Below are 23,071 nucleotides of genomic sequence, written 5' to 3' on the forward strand. Positions count from 1 at the left end.
CAGCACCACGCCCGGGCAGGCACACACCAAAGACCAGTTACCTACAGCGCAGTTTTAGAAACTGCCATCAATATCGGTAACCACCACGATCTTCTGGTTAACAAACTCATGCAGACCCAACTCGGTCAGCTCACGGCCGTAACCAGAACGCTTCGTCCCACCGAAGGGGATATCCGGCTTAGCACCAGTGGGCTGGTTGATGTACACCATGCCCGTGTCCAAGCGACGCGCGATCTTCTGCGCACGCGCAATATCCTGCGTAATCACTGAACCACCCAGCCCAAACGGTGAAGAGTTGGCGATACGCACCGCATCATCTTCGTCTTTGGCGCGATAGATCTGCGAGACCGGACCAAAGAACTCCCGCATGCTGGTCTTGGAACCAACCTCAATCTCGGTGAGAATCGTCGGCTGGAAGAACGCGCCTTGCTCGGGCACTTTCTCACCGACCTCCTCAACCGTCACGCCCTCCAGACGAGCCTCTTCAACCATCTGGACCAAATCATCAACAGCCGTCTGGGACATCAACGGCGCCAGCGAAGTATTCGGGTCCATCGGGTCACCTGCCACTAGGGCTTTGACACCCTCCTTGTACTTGGCGAGAAACTCCTCATACACGCTGTCCATCACGATGAGACGTTTGGCCGAACAGCACACCTGACCAGCGTTCCAGTGCCGCCCAAACACTGCCCACTTGACCGCTTTATCAATTTCAGCGTCTTCCAGCACGATGTAGGCGTCCGCCCCACCCAACTCAAGCGTGGACTTTTTAAGATGCTTAGCAGCAATCGCTGCCACCGCAGCCCCAGCTCCCTCCGAACCAGTCAGGGCCACGCCACGCACCCGCGGATCAGCGAGGATCTGCTCAGCGGCTTCATGCGAAGCGAACACATTCACCAAAAGCCCTTCAGGCACCCCGGCGTCAGCGAACAGCTTCTCCATCTTCAACGCCGACTGCGGCACATTCGAAGCATGCTTCAGCACGATCGAGTTCCCTGCCGTGAACTGTGGCGCAGCGATCCTGACCACTTGGTAATACGGGAAGTTCCACGGCTCCACCGCATACAAAACACCCAGCGGCTCGTTGACCAGCATGACGTCCTGGTCCCCAAAACCCTTTGCTGACAAGAACCGTGGCGCAAGCTGTTCAGCACCAAACTGCACGTAGTACTCCAGCATGCCGATACACAGATCAATCTCGGCCTCGGCTTCAGCGATCAGCTTGCCCATCTCTAACGTAAGAGTCTGGGCGAACTTGCGACGGTTCTCACGCAAGATCGCAGCAGCCTTAGTCAGCACCTTTCCGCGTTCCTCAATGCTTTTCTTACGCCAGACCTGGAACGCCTTGTCAGCTTTTGTTACAGCTGCCTCAACCTCGGCCTCGCTGGCAGTCTCGAACTTCTTCAGGACTTCACCGGTGTACGGATTGGTGGTTGCGTAACCCATGCAGACCTCCTCGTCATGCCAAGCCCCCCCACCACCACACTGTGACGGGCGTCTGATCAAGGCTTGCTCGTTGCGCCACGCTACTCGCCATCAGGCCTCGTGAGGCCCTTTTAGCCCCAGGCGCGCCCGAGGTTGCTAGCAAAGAGGCATCCCTGTGCCTTGGAGCCACCAATTAAGAAAAAACATCACTGCCGCCAAAGCTGGTAAATAAACTCAAATTTAAACTGAATTCGTTGCCGCACAGAAAGATTCGACCAATACAGCGGAGACCAATCTCGCAGGCCGCTCCATCAAAGCCCCCAGCGACCCCCACCAGGAGACCCCATGACGACCACCGCACCAGCATCCACCCACCGTGACACCACCGCAGAACACGGCAGATCCATGCTCGCCGAACGGTTCAACGCCAACACCGGCAACATCACCATCGAAGAACTACCCATCCCCACACCCGGACCTGGCCAAGTGCGCATCAAAGTTGCCTACTGCGGCATCTGCCACTCCGACCTATCCCTCATCAACGGCAACTTCCCCGTCCGCACCCCCATCATCACCCAAGGCCACGAAGTCAGCGGATATATCGACGCTCTCGGCCCCGGCGTCACCGGCTGGTCAATCGGCGACCCCGTCATCCCCTCCGCAGGCAGAGCCTGTCTCACCTGCCGCAAATGCCGCCGCGGCAACTTCCCGGACTGCCTGGCCGTACAGCTGATGGCATTCGACTTCGACGGCGGATGGGCCGAATACGTCGTCGTCAACGCTGTGGGCCTTACCCGCGTGCCAGAAGGTGTCCCCATGGATCAGGCCGCCATCCTCGCCGACGCCGTCTCCACGCCTTTCGCCGCTGTCATGCGAAGCGGCCAAGTACACCTCGGCAACGCCGTCGGCATCTGGGGACTTGGCGGAGTCGGCACCCACCTACTACAACTGGCCAAACTCGCCGGAGGCATCCCCATCATCGCAGTTGACCTCGATGAAGCCACCCTCGCGCGTGCCCGCCGCCTCGGCGCCGACTACACCTTCCGCGCAGATGACCCGCACCTCATCGACAAAATCGAAGATGCCACCCACGGTCGCATGATCGACGTGGCCTTCGACGCCGTCGGCATCACCGCAACCTGCACCCAAGCCGCCAAAGCACTCGACACAGGCGGGAAACTCGTCGTCGTGGGGTTAAGCGGACAGGACCTCAACCTCGGCACCATCACCAACTTCGCCCTGGGACGCAAACAGGTCATTGGGCACCTGGGCTACAAAGTGCAAGACATCGCCATGCTCGCCGAAATGCTTCGACACAAACGCCTCGACTTGTCCGAATCCATCTCTGCAGTCGTACCGCTGACCGAAGTACAACGCGGCATAGACATGCTCGAAAGCCGTGAAGGAAACCCTATCCGCATCCTCGTTCAACCCTGACGGGGCGTACCTGCACTCGCGCGTCAGCACTCAACGCTTTGACACACCGGCAGACACCGAGTGCAAGCCCCTCACCCGCTGTTCTTACTTCCATAGCCCAACGGTCAAAGAGCATGCCCGGCCAGAAGAACTCTCGCCGGGCAGAATGACGCTCGTGATCGTGAACCAGGCCTACTACCGCGGAGGACACAAAGTCGACTGCGAAGACCCCAGCACCGAACTGCGCCGACTACGAACCCGAACCGCCACACCAATCGACAAGCCCGAAGAAACCTTCGACGACACCACTGAAGAACACGGCAATAACGAGTTCGTATGGATCGGGCTGAAAGACCCGACAGTCGAAGAGTTCTCCGCAATCTCCCAAGAACTCGGCCTGCACCCGCTGGCCATCGAAGACGCACTCACCGCCGGAGAACGACCCAAGATTGATGTCTTCGACGACGCCACAGTCTTGGTATTACGGACCCTGCGATACATCGATGCCACCAGCGATGTAGAAACTGGCCAGCTGATTCTGTTCATCGGCAAAGACTTTGTTCTGACGGTGCGTTACGGGGAAGTAAATGAACTCATCGGTGTACGAACAGCGCTGGAACGTCTACCTCAGCGGATGTCTCTAGGCCCCATGGCTGTAGTACACGGCGTGCTTGACCGAGTGGTGGACAACTACATGACAATTGATACAGAGCTGGCCGAAGACGTTAATAACGTTGAAGAACTCGTGTTTTCTTCCGATGGGCGAGCCGACGTCACTGACATTTACCGCCTCAAACGCGAAGTACTGGAATACAAACGCGCCAGTAGCCCGCTAGTAATGCCACTACATCGACTTATCCGAGGCTCAACTGGGATCATACTCCCCCCGCGGTTACAGCCGTTTTTTAAAGACGTCGAAGATCACCTGCTGCAAGTAACCGAACAGGTCGACGGTTACGACAGTCAGCTATCAGACCTATTGTCTGCACATTTATCGCAAGTCTCTCTGCAACAAAACGAAGACCAACGCAAGATCTCAGCATGGGCAGCAATAGCAGTGCTCCCCACCCTGATTTCAAGTATCTACGGCATGAATTACGACAACATGCCCGAACTTCACTGGCAGTACGGCTATTACGTAACACTCGCAGCGATCGCATCTACCTGCATAGTTCTGTTCATCATGTTCAAACGATCCGGCTGGCTATAAACCTAATACCCCCGGGGGAATTAGACCAACCATCTCCGCCTATAGCCCCCATCAGAGATGCGGGAGTGTAGTAGCACAGCTAAGAAGTCACCATTTTCTGTAAAGAAACTTTCCTATTTTTTACAGAACACCACGACGTCTTCCTCATGCCGGAAATAAGCGCATGTTTCACCGCGACAAAAGCCATCAAAGAAGGCATCGTGATGGCCAAGAGCATCGTTCGAAACCCGGGCGAAGCATCTCCCCCGCGGAAAGGAACATCATGTTCGACGACAACGCGCCCACAAAAAAACCCCGCAAAAACTCTGCACCCACCGTAGAAGAACCAACAACCCCAGTTGCTCCCCCAGCTCCCAACCCCGACCAAAACGCCCCCGAAACAGTCACCGCAACCGGCACCCCCACTGGCGCCGATACCACCGCACGCGCCCAATCAGGCTCATACCTGACCACCCAGACCGGCGCCCGCCTACGCGACACCGACCACAGCCTCAAAGCCGGCCCCCACGGCCCTCTCCTGGTCCAAGACCAACACTTCCGCGAAAAAATCAGCCACTTCGACCACGAACGCATTCCTGAGCGAGCGGTCCACGCCCGCGGCGCAGCCGCCCACGGCATCTTCGAGTCTTACGGCACGGCTGAGAAGATCACGACGGCGAAATTCCTGGCCACAGATGCGAAAACTCCCGTATTCGTCAGATTCTCCACAGTGCTTGGCTCCCGCGGATCAGCAGACTCTGTCCGCGACACCCGCGGATTCGCAACGAAGTTCTACACCGAAGAGGGAAATTTCGACCTCGTCGGCAACAACATGCCCATCTTCTTCATCCAAGACGCAATTAAATTCCCCGACCTCATCCACGCAGGAAAACCACACCCAGACCGAGAAATCCCCCAAGCACAAAGCGCACACGACACGTTCTGGGACTTCGTCTCCCTGCACACCGAAGCACAAGCCCACACCATCTGGAACATGAGCGACCGTGGCATCCCACTGTCGTACCGCACGATGGAAGGCTTCGGTATCCACACCTTCCGGCTCACCAACGCAGAAGGCAAAACCTGCCTAGTCAAATGGCACTGGAAACCCACTGCTGGCGTCCACTCACAACTGTGGGAAGAAGCCCAACTCACCCAAGGTAACGACCCTGACTTTCACCGCCGCGACCTCGCCGATGCAATCGAAGCAGGCGCATTCCCGCAGTGGGAGCTCGGTGTACAAGTGATGCCCGACACCGAAGAGGAAATGTTCGAAGGCATCGACCTGCTGGATCCAACAAAGTTCATTCCCGAAGAGCTATGCCCCATCCAGCCACTAGGGAAAATGACCCTCAACGCCAACCCCACGAACTACTTCGCCGAAACCGAACAAGTCATGTTCAACCCCGGCCACCTCGTTCCTGGAATCGACGTAACCAACGACCCACTGCTGCAAGGTCGTCTCTTCAGCTATCAAGACACCCAGCTCACCCGGCTCGGTGGCCCCAACTTCACCCAGATACCGATCAACCGACCGCACTGCCCCGTCAACGACATGCTGCGCGATGGGTTCCACCAACACGGCGTCCACACTGGACAAGCCCCCTACCGCCCCAACTCCATTGACGCAGGAAATCCCGCCCACACCCCCGAGGCAGAACACCCCTTCATCGAAGTACCCACCAGTGTCCACGGACCCAAAGTACGTGAGCTGTCGGCCTCTTTCGATGACCACTTCACCCAAGCTCGCCTGTTCTACCGGAGCCTGACACCCATCGAACAGCAACACCTCACCCAGGCATACACATTCGAGCTCAGCAAATGCTTCGAAACACCTATTCGCGAACGTCAGCTAGCTCATCTAGCCCTCATCGATACAGGACTAGCCGAACACGTCGCCGCCGGACTAGGCATGGACGTGCCTGACCCCACAAAAGCCGACGTCAAAGACATGAAGCCCAGCCCGGCACTACGGCAGATCAACGAAAAGAGTTACCCGGTCACAGGCCGCAAAATCGGCATCGTCGCAGATGATGACGCCGACCTAACCGCAGTCAAAGAAGCGGTCCACGCAGTACACGAAAGCGGAATGACGCCATTTGTCCTGGCTGGCCACGGCGGCACCCTCGGTAAAGACATCACCGTGGACCGCGCTCTACTGGCCACCCGATCAATCGAGTTCGACGCTGTACTGCTGGTGTCCAGCATCCCTCCCGCGCAACCTCAGACCAGTCCAGAAAAAACGAACCTAACCACCGACCCGAAACTGAGTCTGCTGTTGGAAGAGATGTACCGCCATTGCAAGGCAGTGGCCTATCTGCCCAGCGGTGAAGCAGCTCTTACCGCAGCTGACATCGACACCTCTTCACCAGGGATCGTGGCCAGTAACAACGCTGCCGAAGCCATCACCGAACTAGCTGGCCTGCTCGCTCAACACCGCGTCTGGGAACGATTCCCCGCTCAGGCCTAAAAGGCGAAGAGCCAACCGGTTCATCTTTTACACGTTCACCCTCACAAGCAGCACATTCACGACGGTCGGTGTCATGGCGGATATCTCGCCACGACACCGACCGTTCTATGAAAAAAATCGTTAGAGCTTATGAACAGTCACGTATGTGACCGTTAACACAGCTATACCCGTTCCCGGTACTCTGGAAGACGGTGTGCCGGGAAGTCTGGTCGGCAAGGACCCCCGCAACCTGGCGGTGGCCTTCAAAAACGAACGGAGCTGCTCTGTGCCCGAAACCCCCGCCGCGCCTGCGAGCGCCCTTACCCGCATCCGCGATTGGGTCACCCGAGACACTAGCGCTGGCATTCTCCTTATCGTTGCCGCAGCACTAGCACTCATATGGGCTAACAGCCCACTGCGCAGCAGCTATCACTCTCTGGCCGAGTTCACCATTGGTCCTGAGTCGCTGCATCTGAACCTTTCCCTGGCCGCGTGGGCTGCCGATGGCTTACTGGCCATCTTCTTTTTCACTGTGGGGCTAGAGCTCAAACAGGAATTCGTCACAGGCTCACTGCGCTCCCCCGCTCAAGCTGCACTTCCCATGCTCGCTGCCGTTGGTGGCATGGTTGTGCCAGCTGTGCTGTTCTTCCTCGCTGTCACCAACCTGGGGCAACCAGCTGCAGCCGGCGGCTGGGCCATCCCCACAGCTACCGACATCGCATTTGCTGTCGGAGTGCTTGCCCTGTTTGGTCGCGGTTTGCCATCCGGGCTGCGTCTATTCCTGCTCACACTCGCCGTGGTTGATGACCTGCTAGCCATCATCGTTATCGCGTTGTTCTACACCGCAGAAATTCACGCGATGTGGCTGGCCGTTGCCGCACTGGCGATCATCGCATTCGCTCTAGTTGTGCGTTCTCGCCGTCCGCAATGGTGGTTGATGATCCCCTTCGCTGTGATCGCGTGGGCCTCAATGCACGCTTCAGGTATTCACGCGACCATCGCTGGCGTTCTTCTCGGTTTCATGGTTCCGGCGTTGCGAGTACACGGTGAACACCACGCCCGTACTCACCACTACAACGCAATACTGAACCCCTTCGCCAACGGTTTGATCCTGCCGATCTTCGCGTTCTTCTCCGCTGGCGTGCCCCTCGTCGAAGGAGGCGGCCCCGGCGCAGTGCTTGGACAGCCCGTCGTCATCGGCGTAGCCGCCGGTCTAGTCATCGGGAAGTTCATCGGCGTGTTGGGAACCACCTGGATCTTCACAGCCTTCACCCCCCTGGCTTTGCCCAGCGGTCTAGCTATGCGGCACATGATCCCCGTCGGCTTCCTCACCGGCATCGGATTCACCGTCTCCTTGCTCATCGCCGAACTGTCCTTCCCTGCTGGAACGCCACTGGCCGACGGTGCCCGCATCGCTGTGCTCCTTGGCACCCTCGCCGCTGCCGTACTAGCAGGGATATCCCTACGCATCATGGCCCGAGCAATGCACGCCAAAGCTCCTGCCGAAGGCACCCCAGAAATCAACCGCGTCACTGACGACCCCGACAACGAAGACTGACCCACCACGCCCCTCTAGCACTGCCCCGGTCTTGCCCGCGTAACAACGCGGGCAGGACTTTTTCACTCATCCCACCAACGCAAGCCTGGCTACCCCCAAGGATTACGCGGCGGCACCACCTGCGCTGGCTTCATCCGTCTCCACGGACGCTGCAATACAAATGACCTCCCCGAGACCTCCTGGGGAACAATCACCACCACGTGTGCCTTCTCCCCAGCGAACCACGGACGCAACGGCAAATCCTCCACCTCACGGGCCTCACGCTCACCCAGCTCACGAGCCCGCCCACGCACCATCACACTCCAGGCGCGCTCCTCCCCCACCTCATCAACCTCAAAAACCACATCACCGGCACACGCTCCCATCAACTTGCCCCCAGCCGCAGTACGAAACAACAACCTCCCCTCATCAACCCCTAACCGCTGTGCCACATAGTTCACCGGCACCACCTCCACCCGCCCCTGACGGGAATACCCCAACCGGCCAAACTCAACTGAAGCCAACAAATCCCAACACTGCGCATCCGTGAGACATACCGAGGAATCACTCACCGCTAAACCTCCACACACGCAACACCACCGATGCCCCACCCTAAAACGCCCCTACCCCAATACAAGCGTCACCGCACCAGCGACTCCAACACCTCAGCCACCCCATCGGCATCATGAGCACCCACCGTCGTGTGCGCCAACGCCCGCACACTTGGATGCGCATTCGCTACCGCGAACGAGCGCCCAGCCCACTCCAACATCGGTAAATCATTCGGCATATCCCCGAACGCCCACACCTGCTCAGGCGAAATCCCCTCCTGCGCGCACCACTGCGCCAACGTAGAAGCCTTCGTCACCCCTGCAGGCCCAATCTCAGCCAACCCCAACGCACCCGAAAACGCCACCTGCGCACGAGAGCCCACCAACCGTGCAATCTGGCCGATCACCTCCTCACACGCCCCAGGGCGCTCCAACACAGCCGCCCTCACCAACAACTTGCCCACCACCCCATCCACCTCATCAATCGGACCCACCTGCTCATACACACACAACCCATCCCCCGCGCTGACAGCCAACGCATCACCCGAAGCCAGCTCAGCAAACACCTCATCCACATACGCACCCGTCGTGCGCTCAGCAGCAAAACCCGCCCGCGGCAACAATGACCGCAATTCAGAAGCCAACTGCACCACCAACGCACAATCAATACCGCGCGACCACAACATCTGCCGATCCGCGACCTGATACACAAACGCACCATTAGCGCAGATCACCACCCCGTGCCCATCAACTGCCTCCTCCAACGGCACCAACCACCGAGGAGGACGAGCAGTCACAAACACCGTGCGTATCCCCGCCTCCCACACCCCCTGCAACGCCCTTTTTGTACGCACAGACACCCGACCCCGCTCATCCAGCAAGGTGCCATCCAAATCTGTTGCAATCAAAGAGGGCCGAGCAGCCCCCGCGCCCAAAGAAACCACCACACAACCACCCTAGGCGCTCACCCTGACCATACGCAGACCCAACCGCACTGACGCGGCACCTAACCGCCACACACCCAACAGCCCACATGCCACACTCAAGACAACCCCACCCACCGTGACAGGAGCACCTATGCCCAGCCGCCTCGACCTGACCGCCGCGCTTGCCGAACTGCCCGTCAACTCGGCTGCGGCCGCGGTCATCGGCCCCGAAGGCATCATCAACATCAGCGACACCGGCGAACGCTACAACTGGGCTTCCGTCACCAAAATCGTTTCCGCCTGCACCATCCTCGACGCCTGCATGGAAGGACTCGTATCCCTCAACGACCCTCTCGGCCCTGAAGGCTCCACCCTCGGTCATCTCCTGGCACACACCTCGGGATACACCTTCGACTCCACCAAAACCATCGCCAAACCCGGCATCCACCGCGTCTACTCCAACATCAACACCGATGTTGCCGCCCAGCACCTCGCCGAGGTCACCGGCACCAGCTTCACCGAACACGTCCACGACCGCGTCTTGGACCTTCTGGACATGGACGGCGCCCGCCTCGAAGGACCAGCCTCCCGCGGCATGACCAGCACTATCAGTGACCTGGCCACACTCGCCGCCGAACTACTGACCCCCAAGCTCCTCCTACCCGAAGTCGTGCGACTAGCCTCCACCCCCACCTACCCCGAACTGGACGGAGTACTCCCCGGATTCGGTCGGCAACGCCCCAACCTGTGGGGATACGGCTGCGAAATCCGCGGCCACAAAACCCCCCACTGGACAGCACCAGGCAACTCCCCAAGCACCTTCGGACACTTCGGCATGTCCGGCAGCTTCTGCTGGATCGACCCCGATGCCCAACTCGGATGTGTTTTCCTCTGCGACCGTGACTTTGGCACCTGGGCCAGCGACTCCTGGCCCTCTTTCTCACAAAAAGTTCTCGACGCCTACGCCTAACCCCATCCTGGTGTGCCTACCGCTACCAGCAGTAGGCACACCAGACAATTCCCGATCTGAGAACAGTCCGCTCACCGCGCCGCAGCCACAGGCAAGCCAGGAACCAACGCACGCGCAGCCGCCAACCGCACAGCCCCCACCTCCTCTAGCCAGGCGGTACCCGCCTGAACCTCCTGCGCAGACAAGCCCTGCACCGCCTGGACATACGGCGTGCCTGCCTCAGCTGCCTGGCCCAAAGCAGACAGCACCGTTTCCGGCGCAGCGGGCAGCATTGCTCCCGCGGCACCGCCACAATCAGGCACACACAAACGCTCACGCGCCGTCAACAAATCTGCCTCATCCCCGCGGGGGTTCGTGAGCTTGCTCAGCAAGGTTGACAATCGTTTTGCTCGTTCCTGCCGCGCAGAGCCAAGAGCACCCAACGCCCCTTCCAAAACAAGATCGCCCAACTCCATCGCCGCGAAAAATGGGGCACGAGCCTGCCGATACCACGCCTCCAAGGCATCAAGAGCAGCTAGATACTCCACGTTGCGAGCCACCAAGCGTGCCGCGCCCCTGATCTGCTCGGGCGAGAAATCACGCCGCACCGACGGCGCTGCCCCCGGAATAACCAGCTGATTCTCTTCCACGATGTCCTGCCGCAAGATCTCTCCAGCACCTACCACCGTGCCGTACGCAACCCGAGCAGGGCCCACCGTGCCGCCCTGGCCACCCAAAAAAATGGGACGTTCACGCAGCATCACTCCCCGCGCGACATCTCCAAACATTGATGGCGTCGCTTTATCTCCCGTCGGGGTGAAGTTGAAATGGATATAGCTAGAGCCAACCTCACTGTGATTCTTGCGGCTTGTTCCCCCAGCCATGAGGCAGTCACACATGTTGATGAGGCTGCCCAGCGTGACAAATGGGAACAGGATGGTTTGTTTTAACCCCACCGTGTGAGCCCCACCTGCTTGCTCTTCAAGGATCGAGCCCTCCCGGACGTGGTGGCCCAAACCAAGATTGGCGCCTTGGAGGAACACTGCCTTGGCCGCATATCCACCTTTGAGCTGTACATCGGGACCAATGATGCAATCCTCTACCGTCACTGGGCCTTCCCGCCCCAGCTCGACCCCAGAACTGATGACAGTACGAGCCCCCCGGATACGGGTTCCAGGATGGATAATGACCCGCTCACCGCTGATGCGGTCCGGGTCCACATCCGCATCAATAGTGACCATGGCGGGATGGGGAATCGTGACCCCTTTAGCCACAAGGGTGTTCACCATGTTCATGTCTGTGCGCCCCGTCATATCCGCCTCCTGCTGAGCCCGCGTTTCGTGTACCGGACAGTCTTCTTCGGCAGTCTGCCAGTTCAGTGGTGCAGACGGGCCAACAACACTGGATACAGCTTGCCTGCGCGCAGGTACTCCAAACGCTCCGCGCAGGCAGGGCGTTTAGAGAGCTTTCGCGATGGCAGCAACAACTTCTTCAAGCACCGGCAGGGGGGTAGCAATGTTGATGCGGGCCATCCCCACAGCTGCGTCCCCGAGATCAGGCCCAGCGTTCAGCACGACATTGCTCTTTTCATCAATGATGCGAGTGGGATCATCCCCCAGACCTGCACCGCCACGCGCGCCGCGGAAATCCAGCAAAGCTAGGAAGGTGCCTTCAGGCATGCGATAACGCACCCCGGGAAGTTTATCCTCGACAAGTTCAGCCAGGCGCCGCCGGTTACGGTCCAGGTAGGAAACAAGACCTTCAAGCCACTCATCACCCTGGTCATAGGCAGCGATGTTGGCGAAAATTCCCGGTCGAGAAGCCCAAATCCAGCGGCTGGCTTTCTCCCACGCGGCGTGATGGTCGGGGTTAGTGAGAATGATCTGTGCACATTTGAGCCCAGCAAGGTTGAACGATTTGCTCGCAGAAATGGCGGTGATGCTGTGCGCGGCAGTGCGCTCATCCAGTGATGCGTACGGGATGTGGCTGTGCCCCGGATAGACGATAGGTGCATGGATCTCGTCAGCGAAGACAAGACCCCCCTTGGCTTCAACAACATCGGCGATGGCCAGAAGCTCATCACGGGTGAGGACACGCCCAACAGGGTTGTGCGGGTTGCACAGAACAAGCAGTTCGGCTCCCTGATCAAAAGCAGCGGCGAGCGCATTTAGGTCGTAGGTGTAGTAGCCAGAGTCGTCACAGCTTAAGGGGACTTGGATGACATCCCGGTCAAAGTAGGTGGGCAGAGTCAAGAACGGCATGTATGCCGGAGTGGGGACGATGACGGGGGTGCCAGGAGTGGTGTAGGTCTCAATGACGGCAACCAGTCCAGCCAAGACATCCGGAATGGGCTGGACGTTTCCAGGGTCTGGGGCCCATCCCCAATGACGTTTTGAGAAGTCGGTGTAGGCGCGGGCCAGCTGTGTGTTGTCGCTGTCCGGTGAGTATCCGAGTGCGCCGGTGTTGACCAGATCAGTGACAGCGGCGCGGACCGGCTCACACAGCGGGAAGTCCATCTCGGCGATCCATGCGGCGAGCGCACCAGGTTTTTTCATCCATTTCGCGGTGCCCCAGCTGCGGATCTGGTCAGTGGTGATGGCGTCGTATTGGCTGGTGAGGTCGATGGCCACGGATTCTCCTTGGTGGGCGGGTATGGGTGAGGCGGTGCACCGGCGTGTGGGTGGGCCGGTGCACCGCCTCTCACGAGGTCGGTCAGCGGCGGGTGAGCCAGGCTTCGGCGACCTGGACGGCGTTGAGCGCTGCGCCTTTGCGGAGGTTGTCGGCGACGATGAACATTTCGAGGCCTTTACCCTCGGGGGCTGCCTGGTCTGCGCGGACACGGCCGACAAAAACGTCGTCGGCGCCGGTTGCTTCGAGGGGATTGGGGACCTCGCTGATGGTGACGCCTTCAGCGGTTTCGAGCAGTTCCAACGCGCGCTGGGGGGTGATGTCGCGGGCGAAGGTGGCATTGACGGCTAGGCCGTGGCCGGTGAACACAGGGACGCGTACGCAGGTGGCAGAAGCGCGCAGGTGGGGGATGTGCAGAATTTTGCGGGACTCGTTACGTAGTTTTTGCTCTTCGTCGGTTTCGCCGGTGCCATCGTCAACGAGGCTGCCTGCGATGGCGACGACGTTGAAAGCGACCGGAACTTTATAGACGTTGGGGCTGGGCAGGGTCAGAGCGTCACCGTGCAGAGCGAGCTGCTTGGGGTCTCCGGAGGCGTAGGCGGCACGGATTTGGCTGTCGAGTTCTTCGAGGCCTTTGCCACCGGAGCCGGAGACTGCCTGGTAGGAAGCCACTCGCAGTTCGGTTAGCTCGGCCTCGTCGTGCAGGACTTTCAGAGCAGGCATTGCGGCCATGGTGGTGCAGTTCGGGTTTGCGACGATGCCTTTGGGGATGTTGCACAGGTCGTCGGGGTTGACCTCGGCAACGACGAGCGGGACTTCGGGGTCTTTGCGCCAGGCACTGGAATTGTCGATCACGACGGCGCCGGCGGCAGCAACCTTAGGGGCGTACTCGCGGCTGGCTTGGCCACCAGCAGAGAACAGAGCCAAGTCGATACCGGCAAAATCGGCTGTGGCCATGTCTTCGACTACTACGTCTGTGCCTTTCCATGGCAGCGTTGTTCCCGCCGAACGCGATGAGGCAAAGAAACGCACCTCATCGACAGGGAATTCGCGTTCTTCCAGCAGGGCTCGCATAACCCCGCCGACCTGACCAGTAGCTCCGAAAACTCCAACTCGCATACCCCCACACTAGGCCCACACAAACCACACCATCCACCGTGCGAGACACCCACGCCCACCGTGCGGGACATACCTAAGACACGCTCCACCTGCCCACGCCCCTACCCTGCCCCACATCACAGCCCATCACCACCTGAACACCAATCCCACCGGCACTGACCAACAACACCCTGAGGGCACCGCCGATTACGCTGACAAACGTGACCGCTTCCTACCCGCGCCTCATGGTGCGCCAATTGTCGAAATCGTTTGACGGGCGCGCCGTCTTCTCCGGCGTGGACTTGGACGTCCACGAAGGCGAAATCGTCTCTATCTTCGGCCCCAACGGTGTTGGAAAAACCACCCTCCTACGCTGCCTCATGGGCGCTGAAGAACCCGACTCCGGCGACGTCTTCCTCGACGGCGAACCCATGCACGAAACCGACCCCCAAGTCCGCCGCCGCGTCGCCGCCATCCTCGACGACATGGCCTTCTTCTCCGACGTCACCGTGTGGGAACACCTCGATCTCCTGGCCCGCGCCCACGGATCCGATGAAACCGACATCGTCGATACCGCCCTACGCACCCTCGGACTCGCTGACGTCGCCGATCAAATCCCCGACACTCTCTCCTCTGGACAACGTCGCCGCCTAGGCCTAGCTACCACCCTGGTACGTCCCTTCGACCTACTCATCCTTGATGAACCCGAACAACGCCTGGACACCGCCGGACGTATCTGGTTGGGAGCCCACCTGAACAAACTCGCCAAAGAAGGCTGCTCGGTCCTGATGTCTACCCACTCCAGCGAACTCGCCGCAGCTATCTCCGCCCGCCGTATCCACCTGCGCCACCTCTGAAACCACCCACATGAGCACCGAAAACCCACCCACCAAAACCCGCACCCAACCACCCATCGACCGCACCGCATCCGAAGACCTCGCTCACGAGGCGCTCATCACTCTGCGATCAGCCCAAATCGACACCACCTTTACTCGCGGCGACATTGGCCCCTGGAGCGGACTACACCTAGTCACTCTCCTACTGGTCATGACCGCTATTTTCCTGTGGGCACTCATTCGTGGCGCGGGCGCAGGACTATCCCAATCCGACTTCATCGCCTCACCGCCCTTTCTGGCAACCGGCATCATCCTCCTAGCTACTGGCACTAGCGTCCTGCTCGCCACCGCAGCAGGACCCCTCGGCGCATCACACCCCCTGCGCAGCTGGCTACTCACCTCCCCGGCTGACCGCGCCGCCCTTATCCGCGGCTCCTACCGCGCCATCGGCATCGCCTGCGGAATCATCGGTGCAGTCGCCCTAGGATTCGCGGTCTCTCTCACCGGCCACGGCCCCATCCGTATCCTCACTTCAACCTCCTTAGGGTTCGCTGGCGGGCTAACCCTCACCAAAATCCTCGCCGTCGGGCAGCACCGTCCCGGCAGCGAAGACATCGCACGCCTTGCCGGAAAAGTCCTCATAGCCATCGCCTCACTCACCCTCACCCTGGGCATCCTGCCCGGATGGTCCACCGTCGCTGAGCTCTACGCCGCCCCCACCAACACGTGGGGACCGGCCCTGGACCTGCTCACCACAGTCGTGCTCATCCTGCTCATGTGGCGCCTAGAACAACCCATGCGAGCCTCCGCACGTCACCTATCCGTAGGGGCACTCGCCCGCGGAGGCGATTTCGTTGACGCACTCAGCGTCTCCACCGTCATGCTCGACTCCACCCCGCTACGCGCCATAACCCGCCCAGCCACCCGCCGCCGCCTACACTCCACCCCCACCCGTCGCCGCGGCCTGGGCGCACTGCTAGAAACAGACATCCGCCGCGTCCGCCGCGACAGATTCAGCATCCTTGCCGTCCTATGCGCAATTCCACTGCCCGCCACTGCATCCGCAGTTCTGGGCACCACCGGAGGATGGTGGACCGCACTTATCGTCGGCTACTACGTCACCGCCACCTTCACCGACGGATACACCAACTACGCCCGCTCAGACTCCATCCGTCGAAGCCTGCCCTTCACTCCGCTCAAAGCCCGACTCACCCTCCTAGCCGCCCCCACCGTGATTGCGGCTACCTGGTCACTCATCGCCCTCATCTTGGCCCGAGTGCACCCCCTGACCTGGCCCATCCTCATCACAGCAGCGCTAGCTGGAGCTGTCCGATCCGCCCAACCTCGCGACATCAGATCCGCCTCATCAGCCATGGCTTCCACCCCCATGGGCGTAATTCCCCTAGGACTTTTAGCTCTCATCGCCCGCGGCTACGACACTCTTCTTTTGCCTGGACTTCTCGTCGCCGTTGGTCTTCCCATTCCCGCATTCATCACCGCACTAGCACCCCTTGCTTATTACCTCCTGAGAAACCGACAAACATGAAAAAGAAAAACTCGTAACACAATGCTGTGAAACGCATCACGCCATACGATGTCGAAAGACATCTCAACGACGAGGAGAATCAGATGAGCAATGTGGCTCGCCTGGACCTGGACGGATCCACCTATGAACTACCCATCGTGGTGGGAACCGAGAACGAACACGCTATCGACATCTCGAAACTCCGTACCGAAACCGGCTACATCACCCTCGACGATGGATATGGCAACACCGGATCCACCAAATCCGCGATCACCTACATCGATGGCGAAGCAGGCATTCTCCGATACCGCGGCTACCCCATTGAAGAACTCGCCGAAGGAAGCTCTTTCGTCGAAACAGCCTGGCTCGTCATCTTCGGTGAACTCCCCACCATCGAACAACGTGATCGCTTTAGCGACCTTCTCGCCGAAAACGCCATGATCGACGAGAACATGAAAAAACACTTCGATGGCTTCCCCCCGAAAGCACACCCAATGGCCATTCTCTCGGCCATGATCCAAACGCTTTCAGCCCATGAACCCGAAGTCATGGAAGCCAACGACGAAAGCAGCATCGAAACCGCGGCAGCCGTCCTCATCTCTAAAGTCCGCACCATCGCCGCCGCCGCCTACAAGTCCAGCATCGGCGAACCCATCGCCTACCCCCGCTACAACCTCAAATACGTCGAGAACTTCATGCACATGATGTTCTCCGTGCCCTACAAGCAATTCGAGTGCACCCCAGCTATGTCGCGCGCGCTCAACCTGTTCCTTGTCCTGCACGCCGACCACGAGCAAAACTGCTCCACCTCCACCGTGCGCATGGTCGCCTCCAGCCAAGCCAACATCTTCGCCTCAGCCTCCGCAGGTGTCTCAGCACTGTGGGGCCCCCGCCACGGCGGCGCCAATATGGCCGTCATCAAAATGCTCAAAGAGATCAAAGAACGCGACATCGCAGTCTCCGAGTACGTGAAGAAAGTCAAAAACAAAGAAGACGGCGTCAAACTTCAAGGATTCGGCCACCGCGTTTACCGCAACTTTGACCCGCGATCGAAAATTCTGCGCTCGGCCGCAGACGACCTATTCTCCGAGCTCGAAGTAAAAGACGATCTTCTCGATATCGCTCAAGAACTCGCTGACGCAGCCCTCAACGACGACTACTTCATCGAGCGCAAGCTTTACCCCAATGTCGACTTTTACTCCGGCATTATTCTGCGAGCCCTGGGTATCCCCTTGGAAATGTTCACCGTCATGTTCGCCATAGGCCGCATGCCAGGCTGGATCGCCAACTGGAAAGAAATCCACGACGACCCCAAAGGCCGCATCTACCGGCCGCGCCAGATTTACACAGGTGAGACCGCACGTTCCTGGAAACCACGCACCGAACGCTGACCTATTTACGTCATAATTTCGCACCCCGATATGGCTCCTCCACGGCTGACGCCCAGGAGCCATATCGGTGTACGTTGATCGCGTGAGCAGCGCGTCGACGACCCCCAGCCCCGCCGACTCCGGCCCCGGCAACACCCCAGACACCCGATCGCGACCAATCCCACAATTCGCGCTCATTCTTGGCGGACTAGCCGCCATCTGGGTCGTCATGCTCGGCATCAATGCCCAATCAAGCCTTGTAGGACCGGTCTTTCTGACCATCAACTTGTTCGTTGTTGTCTACCCACTACAGCAACGACTCAACAAACGCGGCTTTCCACCTCTTATCGGCGCACTCGTATCTGGCCTACTCGTCGCAGCGATCCTCATCGCTTTCTTCGGCTCACTAGCCTGGGCAACCGCACGCTTTATCGTCGAAATACCTCAATACCAAGGTCAATTCAGTCTTCTCTACTCTCAGATGATTGACTGGCTCCGCGGCATGAGGATCAGCGAACAACAAGTAATCGAACAACTCGAAGACCTCCAACGCCAGGTATCGCCTTCCAACGCAGTCGCCGTCCTCCAAAGCGCGCTCAGTGGCCTCACCGGCATCCTTTCCGCCTTCGCGGTCCTACTGACAGTAATCTTCGTAGGCCTCATCGACTCGATGAGCACAGACCGCCGCGCAGCGATGCTGCTACGCACCAAACCCTCCCTGACCCACGCGCTCTTGGACTTCGCTCAAGGAGTACGCCGCTACTGGATCGTCTCAACCACCTTCGGCCTCATCGTCTCGGCGATGAACGTTGCGGTCCTGCTCTACCTCGATGTCCCCCTGCCATGGGTCTGGGGCCTGTTCACGTTCCTCACCAACTACATTCCCAATATCGGATTCGTGATGGGCTTGGTGCCACCAGCCATCATGGCACTCCTGGCCAATGACCCTCTCACCTCGCTGATCGTTATCATCACGTTCTCCGTCATCAACTTCGTGATGCAATCAGTCATCCAACCGAAGTTCACCGGTGATTCTGTTGGAGTCACCGCCAGTGTCTCCCTCATCTCACTACTGTTCTGGAGCTGGGCCCTAGGACCTCTCGGAGCGATCCTCGCTCTACCAGCAACGCTGCTTCTCAAAACGATCCTTATCGACATCGACCCAGACCTGCGCTGGCTCAATGTTCTCTTCGCCTCTGACCCCTCCAACGGTGAACCACTGGCTGGAAACCCAGAACGCGACGCCAAAAACACCGACACCGCTTCTGTCGAGGCAACAGCGCCTTCCCGCCCCAGCGAACGTCACGACGCAGCTTCAGCTCAGGGATAACCACCGCGATTCTTTCTACATATTTGTGTTGAATATTGTTGAGGGGATAACACTTTTTAAGTGTTATCCCCTCAACAATATTCAACACAAAGCCAATAAAAGAAAAACTAGCCAAATAAACGATCTAAGAAAGGACGCTCCGGGGGCGAGCCACAACGGTACGCAAGCCAGTGCATAATCGGCTCCCAATGCGAAGCCACATATCGCGTGGTATGACCACCCTTGTCAAAAATAGTTGGTGTCCCCGGCAACGCCGCAGCCATCGCCTTCGAAGCCGCATAAAACGCATCCTGCTTACCGCAAGCAATAGCGCACGGAATCTCACGCAACTGCTCCAGCTTTCCGAACGGATTATTCGCTTCAAAGGCACGCTTGTTATCAAACATCAGCGTGGGATTCTCTAGCGGCGTGCGACGCAGAGCAGGGGCAACCACCCCCACCCCCATCACCCGCGTTGGCCCCAACTGCGCAGCCAAACGCAAAGCACCAAAGCCCCCCATAGACACACCAGTTAAAGCAAAACGGTCCGTATCCAGGCCTAACGCAGCCACCAAGGGCAGAAAATCATCCACCACCATCGCCGCAGTATCAATACCATTGTTATGGCGGTGCCAATAATGACGCCCCCCATCAACCGCCGCCACCGTCAACCCAGTACGCCGCGAAACACCTGGAGCATCCAAGCGCTCCACAAACCAGTTCGCACTCGTACCCAGAGAATGCAACGCAATCACCAGATGCGACGGCCCCTCCGGCCGAGTCACCACCCAGTTAATCGAACGTCCTGGCCAATGCTTAGACGTCAGCGTCCCTCGCTCAATCTTCACCACAGGCGGGTCAAGAACCGGAGCAGGCCTACCTACAAAAGCCGCAGCTGCCGCTGACACCCCTCCCATGAGTACAGCTCGCCGCGAGGGGGCTGACTGCGGGCCACTTGAGCAGGCCCATTCACTGGCGAGGTGCACCTCCCAAGTCTCGCACATGCAGATCGAGGCACAGGCATCCACGCAGGCGAGAAGCCTGCGCACACACACCCACATTCTCAGCTACGACACAACCCCCACTCGAAGGAGATATTCACCACACCCACCCAAAAAACGAATAGTAAACACCCAACCAAAACGACCGACTCAAACAAATGTCCAAATTTGTACAAAAAATAAAAACGATTACTACACCAGCGAAAACGTTAACAACAACATAATCAACACCCCACATGTCGACAAATAGATTGCGCGAATAACAAAACCCCCATCGAATTAGAAGACGATTTGCGCGACACTTAAAACAGAACCGAAATACACACCCAGATCGAGGACACGAATGACCACACACACCAACACCTGGCCCACCCGCACCCAAGCACAAGCCCCCGAACTCACCGACCACACTCTCCACCTCATCGACAAATGGTGGCGAGCAGCCAACTACCTCTCCGTAGGACAGATCTACCTACTTAACAACCCCCTCCTACGCCGCCCCCTCCACCGCGACGACGTCAAACGCCGACTCCTAGGCCACTGGGGAACCACCCCCGGACTGAACTTCCTCTACGCGCACATGAACCGCGCCATCAAAGAACGCTCCCTCTCAGCCATATACGTCACCGGCCCAGGCCACGGCGGCCCTGGCCTAGTCGCCAACACCTACCTCGAAGGCACCTACACCGAGACCTACCCCAACATCACCCAAGACGAAGCAGGCATGCAGCGCCTCTTCAAACAATTCTCCTTCCCCGGCGGCATCCCCTCCCACGTCGCACCCGAAACTCCAGGATCCATCCACGAAGGCGGCGAACTGGGCTACGCCCTCTCCCACGCCTACGGCGCCGCCTTCGACAACAAAGACCTCCTCGTATTCACCGTCGTCGGTGACGGCGAAGCCGAAACAGGCCCACTGGCCACCTCATGGCACTCCAACAAATTCATCAACCCCAACGCCGACGGCGTCGTCCTGCCCGTCCTACACCTCAACGGCTACAAAATCGCCAACCCCACCGTCCTAGCCCGCATCCCTGAAGACGAACTCCGCGACCTTATGCGCGGCTACGGCCACAAACCCCACTTCTTCACCGGCGGATTCGACGACGAAGACCCCATCACCACTCACCGCCGATTCGCCGAACTACTCGACACCTGCCTCGACGAAATCGCCGACATCAAAGCCAAAGCAGCCGAAGGCAACACCGAACGCCCCCTATGGCCCATGATCGTCTTCCGCACCCCCAAAGGCTGGACCGGCCCAGCCGAAATCGACGGAAAACGCTCCACCGACTCCTGGCGCGCCCACCAAGTACCCCTGGCTTCAGCCCGCGACACCGAAGAGCACCTCCACGACCTCGAAAAATGGCTCACCTCCTACAGCACCGACGAGCTCTTCGATAGCAACGGAAAACTCATCGACGACATCGCAGACCAAGCCCCCCAAGGCGACCTGCGCATGTCCGCCAACCCCATCACCAACGGCGGACTCGTCCTACGCGACCTCAAACTGCCCGACTGGCGCGACTATGCAATCGACGTCAAAACCCCCGGAACCCCCATGACCGAAGCCACCCGTCGCCTCGGCACATACTTCCGCGACGTCATCAAAATGAACCCGGACAACTTCCGCATCTTCGGGCCAGACGAAACCGCATCCAACCGACTCCAAGACGTCTACGAAGTCACTGACAAACAATGGAACGCGGAGTACTACAGCACCGACTCCGATGACCACCTCTCCCGCGCTGGCCGCGTCATGGAAATGCTTTCCGAACACCAATGCCAAGGCTGGCTCGAGGGCTACCTCCTCACCGGCCGCCACGGCATGATGAGCTCCTACGAAGCCTTCATCCACATCATCGACTCCATGTTCAACCAACACGCCAAATGGTTGAAAGTCACCAATGAAATCCCGTGGCGTGCCCCTATCGCCTCACTCAACTACCTGCTATCCAGCCACGTGTGGCGCCAAGACCACAACGGATTCAGCCACCAAGACCCCGGATTCATCGACCACGTCGTCAACAAAAAATCCGACATCATCCGCGTCTACCTCCCACCGGACACCAACACCCTCCTATCCACCTGGGCTCACTGCCTGCGCTCACACCAGTACGTAAACGTCGTCGTCGCAGGTAAACAACCCGCCCCGAACTTCCTCTCTGCCGACGAAGCAATGAAACACTGCACCCGCGGCATCGGCATCTGGAAATGGGCAGGAACCGAAGTAGACGGCGAAGAACCCGACGTCGTCCTCGCCTGCGCTGGCGACGTCCCCACCCTAGAAACACTCGCCGCTGCATCGATCTTGCGCGAAGCCATCCCCGACCTGAAAGTGCGCGTGGTCAACGTCGTGGATCTGATGCGTCTACAAGACGAAAAAGAACACCCCCACGGCCTATCCAGCCGAGAATTCGACAACTACTTCACATCCACCAAACCGGTCATCTTCAACTACCACGGCTACCCATGGCTCATCCACCGGCTTACCTACCGCCGCCACGGACACGCCAACATCCACGTACGCGGCTTCAAAGAAGAAGGCACCACTACAACCCCATTCGACATGGCAATGCGTAACGACATCGACCGCTACCACCTCGTCATGGACGTCATCGACCAGGTGCCATCCCTAGGAGCCAAGTACGCGAACCTACGCCAGTACATGTTCGACGCTCGCACCCACGCCCGGGCCTACGCCTACGCCAACGGCGAAGACATCCCCGCAGTCGCGCAATGGGTCTGGCCAGATGCACAAAACCAGGCCGACGGCCAAGCCGTAGAGGCAACCATCGCCACCGGCGGCGACAACGAATAACCACACTCAACACTGTGTTGGGCCCGTGACCGTGTGGTCAC

At 59.1% G+C, this 23,071-nt stretch carries 17 protein-coding genes; 10 read left to right on the forward strand and 7 right to left on the reverse strand.

Annotation, left to right across the window (positions count from 1 at the left end; all coding sequences use genetic code 11):
- Window positions 1-54: 54 nt before the first annotated feature.
- Complete coding sequence (locus CKV89_RS00980; protein WP_028327391.1) at window positions 55-1,446, reverse strand: NAD-dependent succinate-semialdehyde dehydrogenase; 1,392 nt, start codon at window positions 1,444-1,446, stop codon at window positions 55-57.
- Between the two features lie 324 nt (window positions 1,447-1,770).
- On the opposite strand from CKV89_RS00980, the gene CKV89_RS00985 reads away from it, so the two are divergent.
- From CKV89_RS00985 to nhaA, 4 genes are all read left to right on the forward strand, one after another.
- Window positions 1,771-2,862, forward strand: a complete 1,092-nt coding sequence (locus tag CKV89_RS00985; RefSeq protein WP_051277580.1) for an alcohol dehydrogenase catalytic domain-containing protein — start codon at window positions 1,771-1,773, stop codon at window positions 2,860-2,862.
- 145 nt (window positions 2,863-3,007) lie between these two features.
- Window positions 3,008-4,051 (forward strand): magnesium and cobalt transport protein CorA, encoded by a 1,044-nt coding sequence (locus CKV89_RS00990; protein ID WP_243886901.1) that lies wholly within the window; start codon window positions 3,008-3,010, stop codon window positions 4,049-4,051.
- 262 nt (window positions 4,052-4,313) lie between these two features.
- On the forward strand, window positions 4,314-6,500 hold the full coding sequence (locus CKV89_RS00995) for a catalase (RefSeq protein ID WP_051277579.1): 2,187 nt from the start codon (window positions 4,314-4,316) through the stop codon (window positions 6,498-6,500).
- Window positions 6,501-6,645: 145 nt separating this feature from the next.
- A complete protein-coding gene (gene nhaA / locus CKV89_RS01000; protein WP_231935408.1) occupies window positions 6,646-8,037 on the forward strand; it encodes a Na+/H+ antiporter NhaA in 1,392 nt (463 codons plus the stop codon).
- 89 nt (window positions 8,038-8,126) lie between these two features.
- On the opposite strand, the gene CKV89_RS01005 is transcribed toward nhaA, so the two are convergent.
- Window positions 8,127-8,588 (reverse strand): pyridoxamine 5'-phosphate oxidase family protein, encoded by a 462-nt coding sequence (locus tag CKV89_RS01005; protein WP_084441100.1) that lies wholly within the window; start codon window positions 8,586-8,588, stop codon window positions 8,127-8,129.
- Window positions 8,589-8,656: 68 nt separating this feature from the next.
- The gene (locus CKV89_RS01010; RefSeq protein WP_231935409.1) at window positions 8,657-9,514 is read right to left on the reverse strand and encodes an HAD family hydrolase; all 858 of its coding nucleotides are present in this window, start codon (window positions 9,512-9,514) and stop codon (window positions 8,657-8,659) included.
- 130 nt (window positions 9,515-9,644) lie between these two features.
- Here CKV89_RS01010 and CKV89_RS01015 point away from each other — a divergent pair, with 130 nt between their 5' ends.
- Window positions 9,645-10,463, forward strand: a complete 819-nt coding sequence (locus CKV89_RS01015; RefSeq protein ID WP_034401235.1) for a serine hydrolase domain-containing protein — start codon at window positions 9,645-9,647, stop codon at window positions 10,461-10,463.
- Between the two features lie 71 nt (window positions 10,464-10,534).
- On the opposite strand, the gene CKV89_RS01020 is transcribed toward CKV89_RS01015, so the two are convergent.
- From CKV89_RS01020 to CKV89_RS01030, 3 genes are all read right to left on the reverse strand, one after another.
- Window positions 10,535-11,755, reverse strand: a complete 1,221-nt coding sequence (locus CKV89_RS01020) for a UDP-N-acetylglucosamine pyrophosphorylase (RefSeq protein ID WP_095068412.1) — start codon at window positions 11,753-11,755, stop codon at window positions 10,535-10,537.
- 144 nt (window positions 11,756-11,899) lie between these two features.
- Window positions 11,900-13,072, reverse strand: a complete 1,173-nt coding sequence (locus tag CKV89_RS01025; protein WP_231935410.1) for a MalY/PatB family protein — start codon at window positions 13,070-13,072, stop codon at window positions 11,900-11,902.
- 82 nt (window positions 13,073-13,154) lie between these two features.
- Window positions 13,155-14,189: an aspartate-semialdehyde dehydrogenase gene (locus CKV89_RS01030; protein WP_028327383.1), complete on the reverse strand. Its 1,035-nt coding sequence runs from the start codon at window positions 14,187-14,189 to the stop codon at window positions 13,155-13,157.
- Between the two features lie 200 nt (window positions 14,190-14,389).
- Here CKV89_RS01030 and ccmA point away from each other — a divergent pair, with 200 nt between their 5' ends.
- The 4 genes from ccmA to CKV89_RS01050 all read left to right on the forward strand — a co-directional run bounded on the left by ccmA (window position 14,390) and on the right by CKV89_RS01050 (window position 19,229).
- Entirely contained in the window at window positions 14,390-15,025 is a 636-nt protein-coding gene (gene ccmA, locus CKV89_RS01035) for a heme ABC exporter ATP-binding protein CcmA (RefSeq protein ID WP_095068414.1), read from the forward strand.
- A gap of 10 nt (window positions 15,026-15,035) precedes the next feature.
- The gene (locus tag CKV89_RS01040) at window positions 15,036-16,550 is read left to right on the forward strand and encodes a DUF6297 family protein (RefSeq protein ID WP_028327381.1); all 1,515 of its coding nucleotides are present in this window, start codon (window positions 15,036-15,038) and stop codon (window positions 16,548-16,550) included.
- Between the two features lie 83 nt (window positions 16,551-16,633).
- Window positions 16,634-17,920 carry a citrate synthase gene (locus tag CKV89_RS01045; protein WP_028327380.1) on the forward strand — a complete coding sequence of 429 codons (1,287 nt, stop codon included), beginning with the start codon at window positions 16,634-16,636 and terminating at the stop codon, window positions 17,918-17,920.
- An 82-nt stretch (window positions 17,921-18,002) separates the two neighbouring features.
- Window positions 18,003-19,229: an AI-2E family transporter gene (locus CKV89_RS01050; RefSeq protein ID WP_095068416.1), complete on the forward strand. Its 1,227-nt coding sequence runs from the start codon at window positions 18,003-18,005 to the stop codon at window positions 19,227-19,229.
- Between the two features lie 107 nt (window positions 19,230-19,336).
- Here CKV89_RS01050 and CKV89_RS01055 read toward each other — a convergent pair whose 3' ends face one another.
- A complete protein-coding gene (locus CKV89_RS01055) occupies window positions 19,337-20,125 on the reverse strand; it encodes an alpha/beta fold hydrolase (protein ID WP_154657657.1) in 789 nt (262 codons plus the stop codon).
- Between the two features lie 427 nt (window positions 20,126-20,552).
- Here CKV89_RS01055 and CKV89_RS01060 point away from each other — a divergent pair, with 427 nt between their 5' ends.
- On the forward strand, window positions 20,553-23,030 hold the full coding sequence (locus CKV89_RS01060) for a phosphoketolase family protein (protein ID WP_028327379.1): 2,478 nt from the start codon (window positions 20,553-20,555) through the stop codon (window positions 23,028-23,030).
- Window positions 23,031-23,071 lie beyond the last annotated feature (41 nt).

This window comes from Dermatophilus congolensis, from assembly GCF_900187045.1.
GTDB classification, from domain to species: Bacteria; Actinomycetota; Actinomycetes; order Actinomycetales; family Dermatophilaceae; genus Dermatophilus; species Dermatophilus congolensis.